A 22,108-nucleotide genomic window follows, 5' to 3' on the forward strand; every position below is an offset into this window, starting at 1 on the left:
AGCGTCCTAATTTCTTGCCACAGTAACAATTTCGACCTGCGCCGCTTGTAAGCCAAATGGAATAAATAAACTAAGCGATTGCTCTTCAACAATTTGCTGCCAAATAAAACCATGAGTCTCTAAACGGAAGTATTCATAGCCACTTTTGATAGCTAGTTTATTAGGTGGTCGCTGACAATGTGTTAACTGCACGCCCGCAAGAGCCGATGCAATCATAATTTCGAGCTTTTCTGTGGCGCCAACTTTGACCTGATCACTAAACGTATCAATCCACTTGGTATCTTCAGATTCAAAGTATACGGCCAAGTAGAAGTCGTTATTATCAAAAATGGCTGAATCAATGGTGGCAACCTGGTAAATGGCGTTCGATACTTTCTCGAGTTTAAGACCTGCCATCTTTTTAGGAACAACACCTTCAAGTAATTTACTCAATAAAATATCTAAGGTGCCAAAGACATGAGTCAATTGCTTATGCTGATAAGGCGGGATTTGACTCACTAAATCACTGTGCTCGAACATCGACACAGAGCTAATTAAGTCAACAAGCTCGCAATATAATCGCTCTGGATGAACTAGTTGTACGTTTTTTAGATGGTCTAAACGTTTTGCAGATGGTGCCATTGCATTTAACAACAGAAAGCTGTTCATTTCGTTAGGTCCAAAATCAGTAACCGAACCAAAATTCTTTCTGCGACCAAGCAATACGTTCACTTTTGCATTTACCAAGTTCGCCGTTCTATTAAGCAACTCGGTTAAATAAAACGAGGCCTGTATCGATAATAATGGCGGAACAAACTCTTTGCTGACTTTAAACGAGCCGTCTTCAGCGCGCATAATTTTGATACAAGCAAGCGTATCAAAATAGGTTTTTACATCGTTATCTGTCAGCAAAATATAGTTAGGTTGTGCAATTAGCACTTCACGGTTTCTTGCTGCATCGTGGTGATCACTAAACTCAATGTAATCTGCTTGATAGGCACTGAGTTGGCCACTAGTTGCATAACCTTCAATGTCGCTCACAACTTTATTTGCAGCAATCGCTAAGTACACAGTGACTTCATCTGTATCGGCAGCTAATTCAAGCTTTAGTTCTTCGTGATGTTGACGATCAAACTCAAGTAAACGCCCATTTTCAAGAATCGCTTTAAAGCTGATCACCTTTAAAATACCGCGAGCGAGTGCTGATTCATCAATAGTGAGGTGGTGTAAACCAAAGGCCAATGGCGAAATCAAGCCTTGTCTAACAATCTGATTTTGCTCATGGTAGTCATCAAACAACTGAAAATGCTGCTGTGCTAGCAACACGCCTTCAGCCCATACAGGTTTCATTGGCCCTTTAATGTTCATTACTCAGCCTCGTCTTCATCTGGTAATTGAACTTCGTTGTTTGTAATCAATACATCTAACGATGTAGATAATTTAACGGGCCCGTCACCGAGCGGATAAAACGTTTTCCATTTATCACCTTGGCGATCTCTAAAAAGGGCGACAATAGCAACAAAACGCGCATTTTCCGCTTGTTCAAATTCTATTTTTGTTTTCTCAGCGGGGTTAATTGTTTTTTCTTCTACGGTGATCAACGTATTTGACAGAACTGACTTATCTGATTTCCACAAATCTTCAAACGTAGCTGTTTTAAAGCTCTGTATATCTGAAAGTTGATACACTCTGAGTACCACAGGCAAAGCTTCATCAAATTGGTTCAAATTAAGATTATCTGTCGCAGTGATATCTAGCTCTACATTTGTGCTCATACATGCTGTTAAAGACATAAACAAAGTAATTAGCACTGCCTTTTTAATTGCAAAACGCATTCAAAACCCCATTGATTTATTAGATTAATTAATTTTTACAAAGAACTTCTTCGTAAACAGGACAGATTACTCGATTAAATCGCATTGATGCGCAATCGGACCATTTATGACTATTGAATATTTTAGGAAAAATACCTGAACGTTTATTTTCTTGATTATCAACAGCCAGAGACTTAATAACCACATCATCTACAGAAGATATTATTTTTGTATTTAGTACAATCAACTCATCAATATAAGCACTAACATCTTCTTTAATTAAAATGATTTTACCTTCATTTTTAGGTGGACTATTCAGGAAAAAGAAAAACTGATCGATCACCGACGCTGAAAACACTCGATGTGCTGGAATACCGGTCTGATCAAGTAAGGAAGAGATACTTTTAGTAAGAGACCAAGCCAAAAAATAAAAGTTATCGACTTGATTTATAAATAATTTTTTATCCATAAAATCATCCTTGATTAACCAAAAAAAGTACAAAGCCATGTCATACTTTTGGTACGTTAGTCCTTAAAACGGGGGCATAATACAAACATCCTTTCAAAAAAGTCAACTCAATACAGCTCAAAAATAAAACTAATTTCGAATCAATATAAAAACTAATAAAAACGTATTAATTAGCATTTAATGGCATTATGAACAAAATTATGACGCAATTATTGCGGTTACAATTATTCTATTGAATATTGATTAATAAGTGTGTATTTTCCCATTTCTTGCTACAAGACTTAGTTAAAAAAGGACAAGGATGTGTCTAATTCTCGACTATTAATTGATGTAAATAACATAACCCTAAATGTCACTCAGGTAGATGGAGTTGAGCAACTAAATCAAGGGTTTGAGTTTATTCTCATTGGTGAATCCAGCCAGCAAATTCTTTTAGAGCATCTGCTTTTACAAAGCGCATTAATTACATTCGTTAATAAAGATAATTTTTTTCGCCACCTAGCAGGGAGCATTTTTGAGTGTGAAAATTTAGGTACATTCAAAGGTAGATATCGATATAAAATAATTATTAAAGATAGATTGAGCGCATTAAAAAACATTACGAACAGTAAGGTTTTTATTGGCGTTAATTTAAAAGATATTATTTTTTATTTAGCAGGCCAAGCTGGCTATTCACCAGGGCAAATTGATTTTCGTGTCGGCTCATCACTGCCAGCGCTTCCACAGTGTGTGCAAGCAATGGAAACCAACTGGCACTTTCTACAACGCATACTAACCCAATTTGGCTTGTTTTTTTGGTTTGAAACAAAAAATAACGTCGAATTGTTAGTGATCAGTGATAGTAACTTAAACAGCCCATATTTGCAGCGCGGTGTTGTATCAGTCAAAAACTCAGCCGGTATGAATAACGATGAAAATACCGCTTATGTTGGCTTTTTTAACAGCCAAGTACATCACTCTATTTACAATGATCGCACTGACTGCGTGGCCCATGGACAATATTTAAAGGTCGCAAGTAACAGTCAATCTTACTTTGAACCATGCGCAGCCTCACCCAGTGCCGCCTCATTACAAGCGCAAGATTTCAGTAACGCGTTAGCCTCTCTTAATAAAACAACGCAACTAGTGGGTAATGTATGTGATTTATTTGCGGGTAGCTCAGTTGCAATTGACGACCAAACCGGCACGGGCAGTAGTGCTGATTTACTGTGTGTTAGCGTGTATCACAGCAGTGAACAACCTAATGACGAAAATAGTCACCAAGGTTTAACACGCTATAGTTGTAAAGCCCAATTTATCGAACGTGGTACGCCTTTTAAAGCCAAACCTTTGCCACATCAAGCCAAACCTATGGTATTTCCGGCTAAGGTAGAGTCTTTAACGACTTCTAGTTTCATTGATGAGTTAGGTTGCTACCGTGTGCGAACTAATTTTGACACAACAGCAAGGCCAATTGCGCAATCAAGCCAAGCAATTCAGCAACTTGCTTTATACGCATGTCAAAACCAACCTCAGGCCACTGGCTGGCACTTCCCCCTTGTTGGTGGTTCTGAGGTACTTATTGGCTGTATAAATAACGACCCTAACAACACGTTTTTAATGGGTTTTGCGATGAATGAATCGCAGCCAAGTGTTGTCACCGCTGCAAATAATACGCAAAACAGGCTGGTCAGTGCGGCGCAAAACGAGCTGCAGTTTGATGATGACAAGCAAGCACCTAAAATCATTTTACAAACCTTAGCCAGTGAGCACTATCTTGAGCTCAATGCCAAAAAATCAGGCCGCCAATTTATAGAATGGATAAGCCAGCTCGGCACCATTAACTTACATGCAGGTAAAGACCTCTGCCTAACAACTGAGAACGACAACATTCAGTTTGTGATTAAAAATAATCAGTTTATTGATGTTAAAAACAATGTTTCGCTCAGCACTCAAAACCGCGATATCAACATGCAAAGTGCAGGTAGCCAAGCATGGCAAGGAAAAAACACCCTTATTGAATCTCGTCAAGCACTGTCGATGGTCAGTGGTCGCGCAGTTAAAGCCTTTGCGCAAAGCGATATTCAGCTTAAAACTAGCTCAAGTGACTTAACTATTTCGGCCCCCAATGGCTCAACATTTTTACAAACCAACCAGTCAATCGCGATTACAGGCTCAGGCCGTGGTGATTTAATTCTCCATAACGAAGGCGGCGAAATTAAACTCGACAGTCAAGGAAATGTTGAGATTATTGCCACCGATGTACTCACCCTCGATGGCACATTTATAAATTTTGATGGCCCCGTTGATTACGATATTGAAAGCCCAAGTACAGCGCGTGCACAAAGCGTTAATGTGAGTCGCGCGCCTGCTATTTCATCATTTGATTTGGCTGATAGCTCACTCGATTCTACTACACTATGCACACTAGACTTAAGCTATTGCTACCTAGATGGCAGTGCTGAAGACAATATTCGTTACTCGCTTATCGATAGCCTTGGCCATGAGCACACCGGCTCACTCAGTAATGGCAAAGCGCAACTGGCCAACGTGCCGCAAGGTCAAAGTCAGGTTCGTTTTATTGCTTCATCTGATGCCGACGAACAGCGTTTAGTTGCACTGCGTAATGAGTTTAAGCAGACCCTAGAAGCGATGCTAAATGAAGTTCGACAAAAAGCGGCCATTGAAGATGCCTTGTTTGAACAAGAAAGCCTATTTAACCAATACATGATAGAGCTAGGTGCAAATGCCACTGGTTTTTATCAAGGTACAAAGTCACTTATTGAGGGCGTAGCGGACCTGATTGTACTCGGTATTGATATTAACATAAGTGTGTACTCTGCTTGCTTTAGAATTATAGAAGCCATTGCTCGCGGTGATAAAGAAGCCGTTAAATATGAGTTAGAAACAATTATTTCTTTCTCACAAAAATCAGCCCAATCACTTACTCAAGCATGTGAGTTACTTTACATTCTACTTGATGATGAACAAACCCGCTTGGCGCTAGCGCGTTTCCCTTACGAGTATATTGATGCCCACTCACACGTAGAGCAAGAACGATTAACGGGTATTTTGGCATTTGAGGTCGTATTAGCACTGCTCACAGGTGGCGTGGGTGCGGCCGCTTCACTGGCAAGTAAATCACGGTATTTAGCAAAAGCAAATAAAGCACTGACTCAGATTGCCGAGATTGTTAAACGCAAGCAGCTAAATAAACAGTTATCACACGCTGTGACGGCTGAACATCCGACTGTTTCAGCCAAAATAACCAAACCAGATACACAGTTACAGCCAAGTAAAAACCACGCTGTGGCAACGCATGTGTCAGCAAAAGACCATGCTGAATATTTATTACTCACTGAATTATCTGACGATATTCGCGGCAATTACCGCGCATATACCAACAGTGAAGGTAAAGTCATTATTAGCCGCCTTGATGGCAAAAAGCCCCCTAAATTACGTTACGAAAATGGTAATTTAGTGCCCGTGTCAGATCAAATAAATGTGTTTAACAAAATAGCGCAAAAATTAAAGATAAATCATGCTAATTTAAGTGACAACGTTAAACAGCGACTCAAACAGTTTGAAGCTGCACGCAATCAAGCTGTCGCCAAGCGTGATGCCGCACTCCTTGCCGGAAACGCCACTGCATTAAAAGAAGCGCAAAGTGCGATGCGCTTAGCCAGTGAAGCACTGGGTGAAGAAGCCGCGCGCATTTATGTGAAACAAAATTATCCAGATGCCACACCATTGGCAAGCAAACTCCCAGGTAAAGGCAAACAAGGCCAATTTGACCAAGTGTATGCAACAGAAGACGGTAAAGTATTAATTATCGAAGCCAAAGGCGGTAATGCCAGTTGGGGTAGCCGGAGTGCTGGTAAAGAAAGAGCCCAGCAAGGCTCTGAAAAGTATATGAATTCGATAATAAAGAATTACCACGATAAACTTCGTACATTAACAAAAGACCCTCGCTACTTAGCGGGCGATAAAGATTTTGTGAAAGAGGTTCAAGGCATTCAAGATATGCTGGATGATATTGATGATGCAAGATTAGATGGAGCAATTGAATACATAGGTATTCAACAAAAAGCCAATGATGCCGGGCTTATCGAAGTTATTGACGTATCGATTTTTGATATAGGATTTTAAGGAACTAATAAAATGATTGAAAGCCATTACAGCTTTGCACAAGTTAGTTATGACCATATGGCAGAGCGCTATAAAAAGCACGAAGATAAAAATATACCCCGTATTCAAAAGAATCCTCGCTTAGGACTCTATACACAGTTTACCCGCAATATCATTGACTCGTTCCCCATGGAAGCGATTCAAAACCCTAATAGCTACCATGCTTGGCTCTATGTTATTCGCGCTTCGCAATTAGGACATGGTATTTTCCAAAGCAATGCCCATGACGGCCAACCTTTCCCTTTCTTTTACGATGATGAATATTTAGAAGTAACTGGTAAACGTGACCCTGAACATGCTGAGCACCCCGTGTGGCTACTTGCTTTTTTCAGCAGTATTATCGCCCGTAACCATGATGCCATCGCTTACTTAACGGCCATCGACAATGATGTGTTTAAAACAGCTAATTATGGCAATCAGCTGAGACCCTTTGATTATGCATTGTCTGATTTACTTAAAGGCTTATTTAACCCTAGCGCGGATTTAGCCAACTTAATTGAGCAAGCATACCTTACCTGTAACCCAGATGATTACGTTGATGATGAAGCATACCTCTATGTAAGTCGCTTGGAATGGCCGCTTATCCCGGTGATCACCGCCATATTCACTGATAACGGTGAGCAAGAATATAATCAAGCCATGGAAAAAGCCCTGCTGGCCCATAGAGAATATTACAACAACGAAGACCACGAAGGTGCAAACGAAGGTGCCATCCCATTAGCTTTAACAGCCTTAGCCATCATCGCTAAAGACGTAAAAGGCTATAAGCTCACTGTTGAAAATGGCTACATTCCAGCATGGCTAATTGATGTAACACCACCAACAGACCCAAATTAATAAACGACAGTAACCGCTCTTTAACAACATGGATGTTGGCAGCAATCATGAACTTATACCCTGCTTTGCTGCCGTTAATACTAATCATGTATCAAAAGCCAATGATGCTGGGCTTGTTGATGTAATTGATGTATCGATTTTTGACATAGGATTTTAAGGAACTAATAAAATGATTGAGAGCCATTACAGCTTTTCACAAGTTAGTTATGACCATATGGTAGAGCGCTATAAAAAGCACGAAGATAAAAATATACTCCGTATTCAAAAGAATCCTAGCTTAGGACTCTATACACAGTTTACCCGTAATATCATTGACTCGTTCCCCATGGAAGCGATTCAAAACCCCAATAGCTACCATGCTTGGCTCTATGTTATTCGCGCTTCGCAATTAGGCCACGGCATATTTCAAAGTAACGCCCATGACGGCCAACCTTTCCCTTTCTTTTACGATGATGAATATATAGAAGTGATTGGAAAAAAAGACGACTATGGCACTAAACACAATAACTGGTTACTTGCATTTTATAGCAGCATCATTGCTCGTAATAACGAAGCTATTAACTACCTGATTACTGTCGACAACGATGTATTTAAACAAGCAAGGCTAAGTGAACAGCGCACCCCATTTGATTATGCATTATCTGATTTACTAAAAGGCTTATTTAACCCTAGTGCTGATTTAGCCAACTTGATTGAGCAAGCATACCTAACTTGTAATCCAGATGATTATGCCGATGATGAAATTTACTTATATGTTAGTCGCTTGGAATGGCCGCTTATCCCGGTGATCACCGCCATATTCACTGATAACGGTGAGCAAGAATATAATCAAGCCATGGAAAAAGCCCTGCTGGCCCATAGAGAATATTACAACAACGAAGACCACGAAGGTGCAAACGAAGGTGCCATCCCATTAGCTTTAACAGCCTTAGCCATCATCGCTAAAGACGTAAAAGGCTATAAGCTCACAGTTGACAATGGCTACATTCCAGCATGGCTAATTGATGTAACACCACCAACAGAGCCAAATTAATAAACGACAGTAACCGCTCTTTAACAATATGGATGTTGGCAATATAACTAAAACTAATACAGAGAAATTCCGTTAGTTAAACAGTTTATTCAAAGGAGCAGACTATTGTGTAGTTGAAACATTTAATTTTGAGAGAAAGCTGATCAACTTAGAGCAATTTGGTGATTCCTTAAATATTACACCAGTAATTAAACCACTTAATCCCGGTAATTAATAATGACGACACAATTTTTACCCCAACTAAAAGAAATAAAAGACCCAGAGAATCCACCAAAAGGGATAAAACATCTAATTACAATTGAAGATTCATTAAATTATCCTGGCCGTTATCACTCCTTTTACAATCAAAACGGATACTTATCAGTTATCCTTCATAGGATTATTTCACCAAAAGGTCAAGCCCCATTTTTAGCTACTAGGCAATTTGATGCACCGCTGTCAATTTTACCTTGGTTCGTTAATAAATTTGAGTTTTTTACTAAAATGCCTCACGAAGGTGGGTTACCCCATGGAAAAATAAGCACTGACGATTTAGTTGAGGCTGAGGATATCGGTATTACAAGACTAATGGGGCGGTTAAATGCTAGAGGCGATCAAGGATATAGCCTATCAAACTATTCACGGAAAGACCATGAGACAACAAATTATCAAATATTGAATATCTCTGATAGCTATTTCTTTCATGGTGGATTTTTTGACACATGGAAAGAGCTTGCCAATAAATACGAAAACGGCACTTTATAGCAACAACGCTAAGGACAGCACATGACACCCAACTCACAAATCCCACAACAACTGGGTCAATACCTCTATCAACAAATTAACGATGACTGGTCGAAAGCAATGTTAGTTTTAGATTGCCAGCATGATGAAGTCATTACATGCCAGGCCTTTTATGAAAAAGAGGCCGATGAAACTCAGCACCCTATTGCCGTTTCTGACCATATTATTGATTTATTTAAAACACTGTTTGATTCTGCAATACAAAATCAACCAGAAAATTGGCAACGTGCGATTTTTAAACTCACTCGGCAGGGTAAATTTAGCATAGCTTTTGACAAAGAAAATAATGATGAAAACCAATAAACATTACTTTCAAAACCACAACAAACATAATAGGTAAAAATCATTAATTAATAACATTAATGAAACTATAATTTGAACCTTATTAGGATACATACTAAAATAGCTCAAAATTTATTATTGATGATAAATATGAAAGTCACGGAAGACGAATAATAGCTATCCCCCTCTATTGTTATTCCTTGATTCTTCATGAGTTTTCAAACTATAAGCGGTTTCGTTTATTGTGAACTATTAAATGGAGTATTTATGAAAAAGTTAAGCGCATTATTTGCCTTATTGGTTTTAGCAGGTTGTTCATCAAGCCATGATGTTGAGCCGCAACCTGAGCCTATTGCAGAAGTAACACCTGAAGTGGTTGTAGATGAATCGGTAATTTCATTAACGGTGGTCACAACACCTGATGATGCGCGTGTTCGTATTATGAATATTAAACCTGTTTATGAAGATGGTATCGAACTTGATGAAGGTAAATACGATATTGAAGTAACTAAGCCAGGTTACTTAACTTACCGTAAATGGGTTGTTGTTGATAAGAAAACAATTCTAACGATTGAGCTTGATAGTATTGAATCAATTCAAGCTGCTCAATAAGTGGTTTTAATAAAAAAGGAAAGCAATGGCTTTCCTTTTTTTTGATCTTCTTTTAAATCAACTGCAAATAATACAGTGACGACAGTGCACTGCAATTAACAATAATTGTTAACCAAAGTACGGCAATAAAACTGCGTTTTTTTGATTTGTGTCTTAACCATTGCTGTGCAATTAATGAACCTGGCCAGCCGCCGATTAATCCTAAAATATGCAGTGTACGCTCAGGTACTCTTATCACATGCTCGCCATGTTGCATCGCTAAACGTTTATCCCAGCCATATACCAAAAAGCTTATTAAGCTCGCTACGCTGTAAGTGCCTGCAATAAAGTAAGTAATATTAAGTTGCCACGATACCAGCCATAGCAGCGCTAGAAACAACAATGAAAATGTAATTAATGTTTTCTTAATCAACGAATTATCACCTATACTCTGCAAAACAAATTAATTTTATCGGGGCGCTATTATGGCATACCTAAAATCACTTTTACTATCAATCTGCCTATGTTCACTTTCTGCTATGGCAGCAGAGCAACAACTTGATGACAAGCTAAAAGTGTTTGAGCCTTACTTAGGCACGTGGCAGTCTGACTTTAATGTCTCAGCAGGTAAACCTGCGGTGCAAGATGTGAGTACCTGGCAACGCGCGCTCAATGGCATGGCGATTAAAACTATTCACTCTATCAATGAAGGTGAATATGGTGGTGAGTCGATGATTTTTTGGGACAATAAAAAGCAGTCTTTGGTGTTTTATTACTTCACTACGGCAGGTTTTTATACCCAAGGCACAATGAATGTACTTAGCCCTACTCAATTTGTTGCTTATGAAAATGTAACGGGTAATAAAGAAGGGATCACTAAGGTGAAATCGACAAGCGAGTTTAAAGACAACAGCTTTGTGGTGTCGACCTCTTACCTTAAAAAAGGTCAATGGACAAAACCCGATACCCGAACTTACACCCGCAGCGAAAAAACAGTTAAGTTTAAATAAAAGCTTTAAAAAAGGGTAAGGCTTTTATCACCTTACCCTTTTTTATCAATGCCTAAAGTCAGCCATTAATGCTGGAATACCTGGCAGCATACCTACCATCGCCATTACGCTTGTTAAGATAACAAACATCACTAATGGAATGATCCAGCGGCTCATTGGAGTTAGTTCAGAGCTTCGTTCTTTACAACCAATTAAGCCCAGATTGTCGAGCAACATAGTTAATGACCAGCCAAATGCAGGATTCACTAAAGTCGATGAAAACACCACAATAGCAGCCGATTGCGTAGTTTTACCTTCGCGGGTCATTTCCATACCCGCTTCTAGAAGTGGGATAAACACACCAACTATTAGCGCAACGCATAACACGGGTTGCCAAATAGCTAAATCCATTGGGTAACCCCAAATACTGGCAATAATACAAAATAACGCCGTTAATACCGCACCTGCTGGAATTGGGCGTTTAGCGATGGCTGCTGGCACGATGTAGGTTCCCCATGAAGAGGTAAAGTTAGAGCCGCCTAACAAAGAACCAAACGTTTGGCGGATTGAAGCACTGAACATGGTATCGTCAATGTTCATTTGTACTTTTTCTGTGCGTTCTGGGTAACTAATTTTTTGGAATACTTGATGCCCTAAAAAGTCAGGTGACCACATAGCAACCGCAAGCACCGCGAATGGCAATACCACAACAAAGCTCTCTAGGGTCGGTAAACCCAGCATCCAACCAGTGTTTTCACCCCACCAATACATTGGGTTCATATTTGGTAAACCCGGTGCTGTTTTAAACTCAAACGGCGCTCCCAGTAAAAATGCAATTAAACCGCCAAGTAAACAGCTTAATGGCACGGCTAACCAACGTTTTTTGTAGTGCTCAAGTAATGCATATAACACGATAGTCGACAAAATCACAATGAAAGCAATATGGGTCATATCAATACCTTCAGCCCATGCAAACAGCTTTTTAACCTGCGAAATCGTGCCAATAAAACCAAGGTAGAGCAGTAAACCTCCACACACGCCTCGGCTGGTTAACCCCGCCAGTAAACTCCCGCCTTTACTAAGTGCCAGTAACAGACCAAACACCCCTATTAATAGACCGAAGGCCATTGGGTGACCCCCTGCAGCAACCACAATAGGGATCAAAGGAATAAGCGGCCCATGCGTACCCGCTAAGTTTGCTGTTGGTAAAAAGAAGCCCGAAAATAATAAAATGAAGATCGATACAATTAACAGTTCATAACGCACGTTTTCTAGAATAAAGCCTTCACCTAAGCCCAATGGCGCGGCAAATGTTGCAGCAATTGCACCCACCATGACCACCTTGCCTATGGTGCCTGCCATGGCAGGGATAGAGTCTTCTAATTCAAACCGATAATCACGAAACGGTAAGTTAGGACGCCAGCGCTTAGGCTGCATAATTTGTAATTCGTGTTCAAGGTATTCGTCACGACTCGAAAATTCACTACTTGGTTTATGAAGTGCTTGATAGCTTTGCTGGTCGGTATGAGTATCCGATCCTTGTTCAGCAGGCGTTTTTGACGCTGATTGCTGCCTCGTATTCATGAGTTCTCCTACTGCCTATCTTGAAAAATTGTGTGAGTTTTTATTATGCAGTTAGGGTAAAGCAGCCAGATACAAAACACGATTAGGCAAAAGGTCGGGTATGAATTTATAAAATAGGTGTTTTTAATAAGTTGAGAACATCTGAATATAATCTTAATACATTGATATTTATTGAATTACTGATAATAAACCCTTTTAAAGAATAAGCTCTTGGTTGTTTTTTAAGCACATTAACTATTAGTCTAATAAATTGTATGAATAGCAAACAACTAGAGAAAAATCACTTTTAGTTTAATCTAATTTGCCTATTCTCCAACTGCTAATATACTAATTTATTAGTAGCTTTATTAATACTAACTCGCCGGTCGGTGGCTTTCTTACATAAGCGCATAAAGGGATGTATGAACACACAGCTCAAACCTTGGCAATTTAATATCATTGTTTGCTCTGTTTATCTGCTGTTTGGCTTGTTTACTATGCAAGTGTTAAAAACACTGGCGGTATGGCCACCAGCAGGAGTCGCATTAGCAGGCTTGATGTTATTTGGTCGTAAAGCCTGGTTGGGCGTTGCATCAGGCACCTGTTTAGTTGTGCTTTGTTACTTTTATCTCAGCGGCTTAAATCCATTCACGTTTAAACACATAGCAATAAATGCCGCAACAACCACAGGTAATACTCTCGCTGCTTTAACTGCATTTTGGCTAATTAACCGAAAACTTAAACAACACACACTGCTGACAAGCGTCACCAGTTTAGCCAGAGTGTTTATTGTTGCTTGCATTGCGATTGGCGTGATTTCTGCGCTTTTCGGTGTGGGCATATACTCGCTAGTTAGTATCGAGTGGTTTAATGGCTTGTATGTTGGCATATTAAATTGGAGCATTAGCAATGCCCTAGCGGCGATTGTATTCACCCCAGCCCTTTACTTTTTCTGGCGAAATTGGCCACACCCGGTCACGCCTAGTGAATTTTCTAAACTTCTGTTGCTAACTTTGACCGTGGTTTTGTTGTGTTATTTTATTTTTGGCCCCGCATACACAACCATGACATTACCATTTTTGCAACCTGCATTACTATTGTTTCCGCTGCTTTATGCAGCTACGCGGTTATCACCAACCGCCACCAGCTGCATGAATATGTTGGTATTTTTTGCAGCTTGGGTCGGAAGTAATCAAGGCTGGGGGTATTTTTATTATCATCATCCTAAAACAGCTGAAGTGACCATGCAGTTTTTCTTTTTATTCACTCTTTCAGCGGTATTACTCATTCAAGCCGTATTTATTCAGCGCAAGAAAGAACAACAAAAACTAACCACCATGCTCGAACAAAAAGTAGAAGAACGAACCTATGAGCTAGAGCGTGCTAAGCATGAAGCATTAGCCTTATCTATGACAGATCATTTAACACAACTTTATAATCGCCGTGGTTTCTTCGAAAAGGTTAATCAGCAGTTTGCAAAATATCATGACGCGCAAGGTACCTGCTCCTTATTACTGTTAGACTTAGACCAATTTAAAGCTATAAACGACAAGTTTGGCCACGCTACTGGCGATGAAGTAATACGAACCACCGCACATAAGCTCATCCAACATAGCAAAGCATCAGATATTGCGGGACGCATTGGTGGTGAAGAATTTGTCTTATTTTTACCTATGGCAAATAACCACACAGCCTTTGCTATCGCAGAAAAGATCAGAGCCGATATCGAACAACAAGACATCATCGCCGACAACAAACACGTTAAATTCACCGTGAGTATTGGCGTAAGCACCTTACAAGCAAGCGAACAGCACATAGAATCGATGTTAAAACGCGCCGATAAAGCATTGTACCAAGCCAAAAACCAAGGCCGTAACCAGGCGCAATGTAGTTAGAATGAGTTTCGAGTTGCTAGTTACGAGAGTAAAGATACGAGAGTAAAGATACGAGAGTAAAGATACGAGAGTAAAGATACGAGAGTAAAGATACGAGATGCGAGGTGCGAGATGCGAGGTGCGAGATGCGAGGTACGAGGTACGAGGTACGAGATGCGAGGTGCGAGGTGCGAGCATGTAGCAGCGATTTTATATCGCGTTTTATTCTCCTATCGCCCTTACCTCACCCATGTCGCGGCATAAAGCTGCTGCTACCTTGTAGGCGTCACGCTTGCTTGGCGCGCGAAACAAGTTTCACGCTTACGTCCAAGGATCTAACTTTTGTGTGGTGGTTAATTATTCATGACTAAAGTCATTCCTACGAGATGTGAGGTGCGAGATGCAAGATGCGAGATGCGAGATGCGAGATGCGAGAATGAGCTTAAGACTCCTTGCACTATACGACTAGTAATTAATTAACGGCTCTGTTAAAAATACACTGACTATGGAAGAAAACGAGCTATAAGCCCGTTAAGTTTAATGGAATTACTATCCTTGTGAGGTTCAAATGGAAATTGAAGTAAACAGACCAAAACAATATCATGATAAAATTAGAGATTACACTTTATGGGCCGACTCTAAAAAAATCGGCAAAGTCAAACCCAACTCTTTAGCCAACTACACAATACCTGATGACGCTGAATTTATCTGGTTCTCCATTGATTGGTGCTCTAGCCCTAAACTTTCTGTCAAAGATATTCAATCAAATAAAGTAACTGTTTCGAACACTATGAGCAGAAACTTACTATCGGGACTATTTTTACCCATTTATTACGTTACTTTTGGTAAAAATAATTATCTAACAATTACGAGCGATGTATAACCACCCTTAATCGATTTTAGGTTCGATTACTTCATCGCATAACGATATTTTTACCCTTTGTCGCGGCATAAAGCCGCTGTAACCTGTAGGCGTCACGCTTGCTTAGCGCGCGAAACAAGGTATTAGTTACGAGTTACGAGAGTAAAGTTACAAGGAACGAGATGCTAGGGGCGAGAAACGAGATGCTAGGGGCGAGCTTGTAGCAGCGATTTTACATCGCGTTTTTCTCGAACCTAGCACATAGCCCCTTTACTCTTGTAACTAGTAACTAGTAACTATTAACTAGCAACTATTTCGTCTTTAACTTATTCAACTCATCATCTTGTTGTGCAACGAGTGCATTGAGTGTTTGGCTACCATCTCCGGCTTGGGTAGATAGCTCAGCTAGTTGCGATGCGGCATCTGAAATTAACGTCAGGTTGCGGTTTATCTCTTCTGTGACTGAGCTTTGCTCTTCTGCAGCCGTTGCAATATGGGTAATTTGCTGCGTGATTTCGTCCACTTTGACGACAACTTCGTGTAATGCATCAAATGCAACGGAGGTTTCATCTACCGCGGTTTGTGCACGCACAACTCCTTGTTCAATTACTTTAGACGCGTTGCCTACTTCTAGCTGTAAGCTGTCGATTAGGCCACTGATGTCATCGGTTGATGAACGTGTTTTTGAAGCAAGTGCCCTTACTTCATCAGCCACAACCGCAAAGCCACGGCCTTGTTCACCGGCCCTTGCCGCTTCAATTGCCGCATTCAGTGCAAGTAAGTTTGTTTGCTCTGCAATTGTTCTGATCACATCTAAAATTTGTGTAATGTCGTTACTGCGTGCCGCAACTTTTTCAACCGCTTGGTTAGCCTCTTTGATTTCATCCGACATTGTTTTAACTTGGGTAACTGCAGACGACAAGCTCGATTCACTGCTCACCACAAGGCTGTTTATTTCATCGGCTTGTTGCGCTGACTGCTCTGAGGCTCTTGCTACTTCGAGTGCTGTTGCGCTCATTTCGTTCATGGCGGTTACTACGCTCTCAATTTCTTGGAACTGCGCTTGAACGTTGTGCTTAGTATCAACAGCAACACTGGTCGCTAAGTGAGCCTGCTCTTTGGTTTGCGTTGATACATTTTTAAGCTCACCAATTAAATCACGTAATTTAGCAAGAAATGCATTAAAGCCTGTAGCCAGTGCGATTAGCTCAGCGTGGGTATCAACATGCAAGGTTTGAGTTAAGTCACCTTCAGCACTGGCAAGGTTATCAACGCGCTGTTGAATTTGTTGTAGTGGTGCCACAATTGTGCGGATCACTAAGGTCATGATCACAAAGGCGGCACCAGCAATAATAATACCTGTAACCAAGATTAAGCCGCCTAGTGTATTGGCATTTTCACTCATGCTATTTGCCAGTGCATGCGGCCCTTCAAGGGCAAGCTCAGCGGGTACTTCTATCAATAGGTTCCACTGTGTTTTTGCAAGCTTAATGCTAATTGGGTAGTTAACTAAATACTCATCACCAACTTTAAATACACCACTTTGTTTTTTCGCTTTTACGTAATTGTCTAAAGTGCTTTTTGCCACCGCCTCTTTTAACGGTCTGCCTAGCTTATCTTTGTAATGGCTACTCCCAACCACTAAATCGAGTGAGCTTAATAAAGTGACGCGGGCTTTACCGTTATACAGCTCTTTTGAGAGCTTTTCAGTCATACTTTGAAATACAGGCAATGTTAAATCAACCCCAGCAACACCAATAAATTCGTTATCACGAAGAATGGGCACAGTTAAAGAGGTCATCATTTCAGAGTAACCTGGGGTGATTTCGTATAGGTAGGGCTCCATAATGCAGGGTACTTTGGTGTCTTTTACACACAAGTACCACTCAGCTTCCCGCTGGCCAAATTCATTGAGCGTATCGACATATTTCTCAGCTACATCGTCAACCACTTGTTGTTCAATTGCGCCGTCTCGGTTGCGCGTAAAATAGATTTCGAGTGTGCCAACGCCTGCTACAGAATGATCATACCCGCTGATAAAATTAGCATCACGGCCATCAAACGCATTTGCTTCAAATTGCGAATAAATAGATGAAAGAATAGTATTTTTTTGTAACAGAGAGCGATTCAACTCAACCACAGCATCGCGAGTTAAGGTACCTGCCGCATCATGATCGCCTAAAATAGCGGCAAATGAATAAGGCACTCGGTACGCTTCGTTAATAAATCCGGCAACCTGTTCACCATACGCGGCAGCATTTGAGGCGAGTTTGTCTTCAACTTCAGCAACAATCAGCTTTTCTGATTGCGCAGCTAACTGTTGGTTACTGTTTGACAGTTGCCACCATAAAACACTCGATAAAACAAACACAGTAATAAATATACTGCCTACCGTAAGCCATAATAACTTTTTCGCTAATGCTAACTGCCGCATCGACATTTCCTGTTTTTATTGTAGGTTTGCTAATAGTTTAGACCATTTGCATGACTTTACAGGGACAATTAGAAAAAAAGTATGGAGTTTTAGTGTGATTAGGCCGCTTTGTTAAGTTAGCGCAAATTTTGCTGCCATTCGGTGGGTGACACACCAAACCATAGCTTAAAGCGACGACTAAAAATCGACAGCTCCGCATACCCTAAACGCAGTGCTAAGTCGGTCATATTTATATGCTTTTTTTGTAATAGCCGCATTGCCTCTGACTTTCTTACTTCGTCCAACAATTGCCGATAACTGGTGTTATGCTCGGTTAATATACGTTGCAGCTTTTTGGGGTGGAGCCCTACACTTTTGGCGGTATTTTCTTTATTGCACTCACCGGTTGCTAGCAACATTTTCATCGCACTTTCTATTTGCAGCATTTCATCGGGGAGTTTGTTAAGACGTTGCAGCTCAAGTTGGTCGGCTATTAAGGTGTCTAAAATGGCATCATTGAGCTGAGGTTTATAGGATAAAAATGCGCTTGAAAAGTAAATCGCATCAACGTCACTTTTAAACTCAACCTCGCAATTTAGCACTTTATTAAATAAAGGCCGCTGGTTCACCGCGACAGATTGCCGTAAACACACTTTATCGGCGCGCCATTTCGGGCCAACTAATTCTTTTAATATTTTATTGACCAAACACACTGCCAACTGCGATTTTTGCTCAAACTCGTGTTTTTCGTCAGAGAGTCGGACAAAACGGACCTCACAACTCGTTTGCCCAAATAAGGCAAGGTTTAGCACAATGCCTTCGGCATGCAGGTATATGTATTTTTGAGCAACATTAAGGGCATCAAGAATCGTAGGTTGGCGAGACATGTAAGCACCAATCAAGCCCACAGTGCTCATACTTTGTGATGCGCCAAGCTTTAAGCCAAAACATGGCTCATCACACACTTGGGCAGCAAGTTCAAGTAATTCAAGGTAATGAGCGTAAACAACGAAGCTGTCTGGGTCGCGTAGTTGTGCGGGTAAAATACCCGCTTTCTCCAACAAAGTAATAGGGTTTACACCATATTGTCTCACTAAATTCTCAAACCCAGCTAAACTAGAAGAGCGAATTAAACTTTCCACGCAGTGTGCCTTTTGTCCTAAAGAGTCATTTCAGTGTCCTAAAAAGTCAAACCAACTGCAAGTGATTTATTTATGCTAGAACAAACTCTGACAAATAGAACATACAGATGAACATTGCAGCAAAACCGATAAACATCGACAACATTTTAATGGCCGACTTAGTCGCGCAGCGCAGCCACGCTAAAGCTGAGGGTATTGAAAACTACCAGCAAAGACGTGAACACTTACTTGCGTTAAAAGCTATGATCACTGAAAACCAAGCACGTATTATCGAGGCTATTAATCAAGACTATGGTAATCGCTCTCGCCATGAAACCTTACTTGCCGAAATCATTAATGCCTGTGCAGATATCAATAGCACTTTAAAGCACCTAAAAAAGTGGATGAAAGTGCAAAAGCGACATGTTGATCATCGTATGTATTTAGGGGCAAAAAACCGAGTTATTCCACAGCCGCTTGGTGTTGTAGGGTTAATTGTGCCGTGGAATTTCCCGATAAATTTAGCCTTTAGTCAATTAGCTGCTGCATTTGCAGCAGGTAACAAGGCGATGGTTAAAATGTCTGAAAACTCTCGGCATTTAAGTGCGCTTTTAGGGGAGCTTGTAGGCCACTATTTCAAACCCGAAAAGCTGCAATTTTACTGTGAGACTGGTGAAGTAGGCATCGCCTTTTCAAAGCTTCCCTTTGATCATTTAATGTTCACAGGCTCAGGTGAAACCGGTAAAAAAGTGATGGCTGCCGCAGCGCAAAACCTAACGCCTGTAACCCTTGAGTTAGGTGGTAAATCTCCTGCTGTGATTGCGACTGATTACCCGATGCAAAAAGCTGTAGAGCGCATCATGTATGTAAAACAAATGAACGCGGGGCAAATTTGTACCAATGTTGATTATGTATTTGTGCATCAGTCTCAACTTGCGCTATTTATCGATACAGCAACACGCTGGGCAAAAAAGCATGTACCAGATATTCATAGCCAAGACTACACAGCCATTATTGATGACCGCGCATTTAAACGCCTTACAACCTGTATTGAAGAAGCCAAGCAACTCGGCGCTGACGTTATTACGCTTAGCGACCAAGTTGCAGATGCCAATACGCGAAAGCTGCCTCTGACATTAATTTTAAACAGCAATGACAGTATGAGCATTGATACTCGCGAGACATTTGGACCTATTTTAATGGTAAAAACCTATCAAGACTCGCAGCAGGTCGTTGATTATATTGCAGGGCGAGATAGGCCTTTAGCTTTTTACCCTTTTAGCTACGACAGACAGCTTATTAACTTTTATATTGAGCAGGTGATGTCGGGTGGTGTAAGCGTTAACGATGCCCTGTTTCATGTCGGTCAGCACGACTTACCTTTTGGTGGCGTAGGTGCCAGTGGTATGGGGCATTACCATGGCTATGAAGGCTTTTTAACCTTTTCAAAATTACGTCCGGTGTTTTATCAAGCCAAGTTTTCGAGCGTGAAATTTTTAATGCCGCCTTACGGTAGATTTGCCGATAAGCTTTTAGCCTTTTTAAGTAAATTAAATTCATAATAATAAACACCAACAGGTGATAATAATGCAGCAACACACATTTGATTTTGACCAAATTATTATAGGCTCTGGATTTGGTGGCTCGGTTAGTGCGCTTCGCCTAAGCGAAAAAGGCAACCGGGTTTTAGTACTCGAAAAAGGCCTACGTCGCGACGATAAGGAGTTTCCAAAGACCAACCTAGATATCAAAAATTATATGTGGCAGCCAGAAATTGGCCTAAAAGGCTGCATTCAATTTTCGTTTACCAGCAAAGTCACTGTGCTGCATGGCGTGGGTGTGGGTGGTGGCTCACAAATTTATGCCAATGTGCACCTTATTCCTGATGATGAAGTATTTCAATCTCCAGCGTGGACACGAATAAAATCAGACTGGAAAGAAAGTCTAAAGCCCTACTATGGCCTTGCACAGCGCATGTTAGGCAGTGCCAAAAATACTTATACCAATGTTGCCGATCACACACTAAAAGAGATTGCCGAGCAGATGGGTCAAGGTGACTCATTCAAAACCGTGAACACTGGGGTACTTTTTGCAAAACCCGGCGAAGCCTATAACAAAGAGCTACCCGACCCATACTTTAATGGCGATGGTCCAAGGCGAAATACCTGCCATTACTGTGGTAGCTGCATGATTGGTTGTCGCCATAATGCCAAAAACACCTTAATGAAAAACTATCTGTACTTTGCCGAGCGCAATGGCGTAGAGATAAGACCCAGCTCTGAAGTAATCAAAATCACCCCGCTCAATGCAGATGGCAGCGCCGGATACAAAATTAAGATTAAAGATACCAGTCATCGCAACAGCCATATTTATACGCTAACAACACGTGGCGTTGTGCTAAGCGCAGGGGTCATGGGCACCGTGCCTTTGCTTTTAAAAATGCGCGATAAAGACAAAACATTGCCCAATATTTCAGCTTGGCTAGGTCAGCAAATTCGCACTAATTCAGAAACCCTCACCACCGCGAACAACACCACTAAAAAAGTTGATGATGGTGTTGCGATCAGCTCATTTATTTCGGTCGACAAAGACACCAATATTGAAATTTGCCGCTTTAGAGAAGGCGCCGATGGCACATGGCTATATTTACCTTACGTTCCTATGGTGACTGGAAAAGGCCTCAAGCGTATTGCTAAGTTTTTAGTTAATACACTGCGCCATCCAATAAAAACAGCCAAAGTCTTGCGGCCAAAAGGTAAAGCCCGCAGCTCGATTCTATTTTTGGTGATGCAAAAATCAGAGGCGTTTATTCACCTTGAATGGCGACGTAAATGGTATCGATTATTTAAAAACGGCATTACTGCGGTGCAAAAAGACAATGACACGCCGCTTAGTGTTAGTTTTCCAAAAGCAGAAGAAGCAACCAAACTCTACGCCGAAAAACTCGGTGGCGTGCCGGGCTCAGCCTTATCTGAAGTGCTCTTTGGTGCCCCAATGACGGCGCATATAATGAGTGGAGTCGCCATGGGAACTGATGCCTCTAACGGCGTAGTTGATAGCTCTGGAGAAGTGTTCGGCTATCAAAACCTACGAGTTATTGACGGCTCAATCATACCGGGTAATTTAGGGGTAAACCCATCATTAACCATTACCGCATTGTCGGAATATGCAATGAGCCAAGTGCCGGTATTCGATGCAGCCCGAGCAAGCAAGATAAAGCCAATAGAATTTAGTGAACCACGCGAAGGCCTAGTATCAGCGCTTACTGGTTCAGGTGATTTAGCAAAATCGATTGCTGAAAAACAAAAAAGCCGTGCATAAAGCACGGCCT

At 40.9% G+C, this 22,108-nt stretch carries 19 protein-coding genes; 12 read left to right on the forward strand and 7 right to left on the reverse strand.

Annotated elements, in window-relative coordinates; genetic code table 11:
- Window positions 1-6 precede the first annotated feature (6 nt).
- From tssK to AADY36_RS17020, 3 genes are read right to left on the reverse strand one after another with little or no spacing between them, the layout of a single operon-like run.
- A complete protein-coding gene (gene tssK, locus AADY36_RS17010; protein ID WP_342409310.1) occupies window positions 7-1,347 on the reverse strand; it encodes a type VI secretion system baseplate subunit TssK in 1,341 nt (446 codons plus the stop codon).
- Window positions 1,347-1,814, reverse strand: coding sequence for a type VI secretion system lipoprotein TssJ (gene tssJ / locus AADY36_RS17015; RefSeq protein ID WP_082389302.1), 468 nt, complete (start codon window positions 1,812-1,814; stop codon window positions 1,347-1,349). The genes tssK and tssJ overlap by 1 nt, the downstream gene beginning before the upstream one ends.
- Window positions 1,815-1,842: 28 nt before the next feature.
- Window positions 1,843-2,262 (reverse strand): hypothetical protein, encoded by a 420-nt coding sequence (locus AADY36_RS17020; RefSeq protein WP_342409311.1) that lies wholly within the window; start codon window positions 2,260-2,262, stop codon window positions 1,843-1,845.
- A 303-nt stretch (window positions 2,263-2,565) separates the two neighbouring features.
- Between AADY36_RS17020 and AADY36_RS17025 the strand changes: the two genes are divergently transcribed.
- The 7 genes from AADY36_RS17025 (at window position 2,566) to AADY36_RS17055 (ending at window position 9,976) form a co-directional block, all read left to right on the forward strand.
- Entirely contained in the window at window positions 2,566-6,390 is a 3,825-nt protein-coding gene (locus tag AADY36_RS17025; protein ID WP_342409312.1) for a contractile injection system protein, VgrG/Pvc8 family, read from the forward strand.
- 12 nt (window positions 6,391-6,402) lie between these two features.
- The gene (locus AADY36_RS17030; protein WP_342409313.1) at window positions 6,403-7,266 is read left to right on the forward strand and encodes an immunity 49 family protein; all 864 of its coding nucleotides are present in this window, start codon (window positions 6,403-6,405) and stop codon (window positions 7,264-7,266) included.
- Window positions 7,267-7,294: 28 nt separating this feature from the next.
- Window positions 7,295-7,423 carry a hypothetical protein gene (locus AADY36_RS17035; protein WP_342409314.1) on the forward strand — a complete coding sequence of 43 codons (129 nt, stop codon included), beginning with the start codon at window positions 7,295-7,297 and terminating at the stop codon, window positions 7,421-7,423.
- 12 nt (window positions 7,424-7,435) lie between these two features.
- Entirely contained in the window at window positions 7,436-8,299 is an 864-nt protein-coding gene (locus AADY36_RS17040) for an immunity 49 family protein (RefSeq protein WP_342409315.1), read from the forward strand.
- A 216-nt stretch (window positions 8,300-8,515) separates the two neighbouring features.
- Window positions 8,516-9,043, forward strand: a complete 528-nt coding sequence (locus tag AADY36_RS17045; protein WP_342409316.1) for a hypothetical protein — start codon at window positions 8,516-8,518, stop codon at window positions 9,041-9,043.
- Between the two features lie 21 nt (window positions 9,044-9,064).
- Entirely contained in the window at window positions 9,065-9,385 is a 321-nt protein-coding gene (locus AADY36_RS17050; protein WP_287202811.1) for an immunity protein YezG family protein, read from the forward strand.
- Between the two features lie 246 nt (window positions 9,386-9,631).
- Window positions 9,632-9,976, forward strand: a complete 345-nt coding sequence (locus AADY36_RS17055; protein WP_055197357.1) for a PEGA domain-containing protein — start codon at window positions 9,632-9,634, stop codon at window positions 9,974-9,976.
- 52 nt (window positions 9,977-10,028) lie between these two features.
- On the opposite strand, the gene AADY36_RS17060 is transcribed toward AADY36_RS17055, so the two are convergent.
- Window positions 10,029-10,388, reverse strand: coding sequence for a DUF1294 domain-containing protein (locus AADY36_RS17060; protein WP_054562543.1), 360 nt, complete (start codon window positions 10,386-10,388; stop codon window positions 10,029-10,031).
- Window positions 10,389-10,440: 52 nt separating this feature from the next.
- On the opposite strand from AADY36_RS17060, the gene AADY36_RS17065 reads away from it, so the two are divergent.
- Window positions 10,441-10,965: a hypothetical protein gene (locus tag AADY36_RS17065; RefSeq protein WP_054562544.1), complete on the forward strand. Its 525-nt coding sequence runs from the start codon at window positions 10,441-10,443 to the stop codon at window positions 10,963-10,965.
- A 45-nt stretch (window positions 10,966-11,010) separates the two neighbouring features.
- Here AADY36_RS17065 and AADY36_RS17070 read toward each other — a convergent pair whose 3' ends face one another.
- The gene (locus tag AADY36_RS17070; RefSeq protein WP_342409317.1) at window positions 11,011-12,528 is read right to left on the reverse strand and encodes a DUF3360 family protein; all 1,518 of its coding nucleotides are present in this window, start codon (window positions 12,526-12,528) and stop codon (window positions 11,011-11,013) included.
- A 401-nt stretch (window positions 12,529-12,929) separates the two neighbouring features.
- On the opposite strand from AADY36_RS17070, the gene AADY36_RS17075 reads away from it, so the two are divergent.
- Both AADY36_RS17075 and AADY36_RS17080 read left to right on the forward strand, forming a co-directional pair.
- A complete protein-coding gene (locus AADY36_RS17075; protein WP_342409318.1) occupies window positions 12,930-14,402 on the forward strand; it encodes a sensor domain-containing diguanylate cyclase in 1,473 nt (490 codons plus the stop codon).
- Window positions 14,403-14,949: 547 nt separating this feature from the next.
- A complete protein-coding gene (locus AADY36_RS17080; RefSeq protein WP_054562547.1) occupies window positions 14,950-15,264 on the forward strand; it encodes a hypothetical protein in 315 nt (104 codons plus the stop codon).
- A 289-nt stretch (window positions 15,265-15,553) separates the two neighbouring features.
- On the opposite strand, the gene AADY36_RS17085 is transcribed toward AADY36_RS17080, so the two are convergent.
- Together AADY36_RS17085 and AADY36_RS17090 are read right to left on the reverse strand one after the other, a co-directional pair.
- Window positions 15,554-17,677: a methyl-accepting chemotaxis protein gene (locus AADY36_RS17085; RefSeq protein WP_054562548.1), complete on the reverse strand. Its 2,124-nt coding sequence runs from the start codon at window positions 17,675-17,677 to the stop codon at window positions 15,554-15,556.
- Window positions 17,678-17,793: 116 nt separating this feature from the next.
- Window positions 17,794-18,798 carry an AraC family transcriptional regulator gene (locus tag AADY36_RS17090; protein ID WP_054562549.1) on the reverse strand — a complete coding sequence of 335 codons (1,005 nt, stop codon included), beginning with the start codon at window positions 18,796-18,798 and terminating at the stop codon, window positions 17,794-17,796.
- Window positions 18,799-18,905: 107 nt separating this feature from the next.
- Here AADY36_RS17090 and AADY36_RS17095 point away from each other — a divergent pair, with 107 nt between their 5' ends.
- Together AADY36_RS17095 and AADY36_RS17100 are read left to right on the forward strand one after the other, a co-directional pair.
- Entirely contained in the window at window positions 18,906-20,339 is a 1,434-nt protein-coding gene (locus AADY36_RS17095; RefSeq protein WP_287202827.1) for a coniferyl aldehyde dehydrogenase, read from the forward strand.
- A gap of 25 nt (window positions 20,340-20,364) precedes the next feature.
- Window positions 20,365-22,098, forward strand: a complete 1,734-nt coding sequence (locus AADY36_RS17100; protein WP_054562551.1) for a GMC family oxidoreductase — start codon at window positions 20,365-20,367, stop codon at window positions 22,096-22,098.
- Window positions 22,099-22,108 lie beyond the last annotated feature (10 nt).

It is taken from the genome of Pseudoalteromonas sp. D15MCD-2, from assembly GCF_038562745.1.
Taxonomy (GTDB): domain Bacteria; phylum Pseudomonadota; class Gammaproteobacteria; order Enterobacterales; family Alteromonadaceae; genus Pseudoalteromonas.

Excerpts from the sequence above, each read along its gene's own strand:
- tssK (WP_342409310.1), bottom strand. The coding sequence starts at position 1,347 with ATGAACATTAAAGGGCCAATGAAACCTGTATGGGCTGAAGGCGTGTTG.
- tssJ (WP_082389302.1), bottom strand. The coding sequence starts at position 1,814 with ATGCGTTTTGCAATTAAAAAGGCAGTGCTAATTACTTTGTTTATGTCT.
- AADY36_RS17020 (WP_342409311.1), bottom strand. The coding sequence starts at position 2,262 with ATGGATAAAAAATTATTTATAAATCAAGTCGATAACTTTTATTTTTTG.
- AADY36_RS17030 (WP_342409313.1), top strand. The coding sequence starts at position 6,403 with ATGATTGAAAGCCATTACAGCTTTGCACAAGTTAGTTATGACCATATG.
- AADY36_RS17035 (WP_342409314.1), top strand. The coding sequence starts at position 7,295 with ATGGATGTTGGCAGCAATCATGAACTTATACCCTGCTTTGCTGCCGTT.
- AADY36_RS17040 (WP_342409315.1), top strand. The coding sequence starts at position 7,436 with ATGATTGAGAGCCATTACAGCTTTTCACAAGTTAGTTATGACCATATG.
- AADY36_RS17045 (WP_342409316.1), top strand. The coding sequence starts at position 8,516 with ATGACGACACAATTTTTACCCCAACTAAAAGAAATAAAAGACCCAGAG.
- AADY36_RS17050 (WP_287202811.1), top strand. The coding sequence starts at position 9,065 with ATGACACCCAACTCACAAATCCCACAACAACTGGGTCAATACCTCTAT.
- AADY36_RS17055 (WP_055197357.1), top strand. The coding sequence starts at position 9,632 with ATGAAAAAGTTAAGCGCATTATTTGCCTTATTGGTTTTAGCAGGTTGT.
- AADY36_RS17065 (WP_054562544.1), top strand. The coding sequence starts at position 10,441 with ATGGCATACCTAAAATCACTTTTACTATCAATCTGCCTATGTTCACTT.
- AADY36_RS17070 (WP_342409317.1), bottom strand. The coding sequence starts at position 12,528 with ATGAATACGAGGCAGCAATCAGCGTCAAAAACGCCTGCTGAACAAGGA.
- AADY36_RS17075 (WP_342409318.1), top strand. The coding sequence starts at position 12,930 with ATGAACACACAGCTCAAACCTTGGCAATTTAATATCATTGTTTGCTCT.
- AADY36_RS17080 (WP_054562547.1), top strand. The coding sequence starts at position 14,950 with ATGGAAATTGAAGTAAACAGACCAAAACAATATCATGATAAAATTAGA.
- AADY36_RS17085 (WP_054562548.1), bottom strand. The coding sequence starts at position 17,677 with ATGCGGCAGTTAGCATTAGCGAAAAAGTTATTATGGCTTACGGTAGGC.
- AADY36_RS17095 (WP_287202827.1), top strand. The coding sequence starts at position 18,906 with ATGAACATTGCAGCAAAACCGATAAACATCGACAACATTTTAATGGCC.
- AADY36_RS17100 (WP_054562551.1), top strand. The coding sequence starts at position 20,365 with ATGCAGCAACACACATTTGATTTTGACCAAATTATTATAGGCTCTGGA.